Source organism: Jatrophihabitans lederbergiae (genome assembly GCF_031845305.1).
GTDB classification, from domain to species: domain Bacteria; phylum Actinomycetota; class Actinomycetes; order Mycobacteriales; family Jatrophihabitantaceae; genus Jatrophihabitans_A; species Jatrophihabitans_A lederbergiae.
The window spans coordinates 1-844 of the sequence record NZ_JAVREH010000197.1 but is presented as its reverse complement, the minus strand read 5'-3'; the positions used below and the strand labels follow the sequence as shown (position 1 = coordinate 844).

The window sequence follows — 844 nt, the reverse complement described above, 5'->3', positions numbered from 1 at the left end:
TCCGCCGAGGACCTCGACTGGGTCGCCCAGGAACTCAACGACCGCCCCCGCAAACGGCTAGCGTTCAAGAAGCCGAACGAACTGATCGGCGACCTGCTGTTGCAATGACCGCCAGAATCCGCCGTTCCTCGACTGGGACACACTGTTCGGGCGGTGTGGTGTCAGGGGCAAGGTTGGTGATGTCAGTGTTTCGTGCCGGCCGTGCCGCGCACGACAGGATGCACCTGGACGTGGCAGGAGTAGGCCTGGAGCGGGATGCGGGTGGGTTTCGTGGTGTTGGGCGGGGTCGCCAGGATCGCGACGCCGCGCAGGCATTCGTCACCGCCGCCGTTGTCGCCTTCGACAATGGCTGAAGCCGATTGGCTGTGGTCAAGGCGTAGGTGTTCGGGTGTGGCACATCGGCAGCCACCGAGGTAGCCGCTCAGAGTACGGGTGGCCTGCACGATCTGGCGGCCGCTCTTATCCAGGACCGCAGCACCGGGGTAGCCATAAATCGTGCACGCCATGCAGGCGGTGTTGGTGAAGATGACTATGACACCGCCGTGACTGTCACCCCCCTGCGCCGGCGCGCTACGGACGGCTAGCTGGGCGTTGCAGGCAGCCGCCACCGGCGGGGTCGAGGCACGTGACGAGGCGGCCGCCGGCGAGGTGGCGGGTGGAGGTGTCGACGCTGCGACGGTGGTCGTCTTTGTGTCCGTCTTGGGTGCAGGTGTGACAGGGCGGCCAGCGGGCGATGCGCTGGTCGATATGGGTGTCGTCGCGCTGGTGTTGGAGCCCGCAGTTGTCCCGGAACTGCACGCGCTCATCACGACGACGGCAGCGGTCAGGGTCGTCGAGACGACGA

1 protein-coding gene and 1 pseudogene are annotated in these 844 nt (G+C 66.5%); one reads left to right on the top strand and one right to left on the bottom strand.

All coding sequences use genetic code 11. The features are described 5' to 3' along the window. Positions 1-108: pseudogene (locus RM423_RS24955) on the top strand (IS30 family transposase); the annotation flags it as partial. A gap of 74 nt (positions 109-182) precedes the next feature. Here RM423_RS24955 and RM423_RS24950 read toward each other — a convergent pair. Further along, positions 183-608, bottom strand: a complete 426-nt coding sequence (locus RM423_RS24950; protein ID WP_311425732.1) for a DUF4232 domain-containing protein — start codon at positions 606-608, stop codon at positions 183-185. Positions 609-844 lie beyond the last annotated feature (236 nt).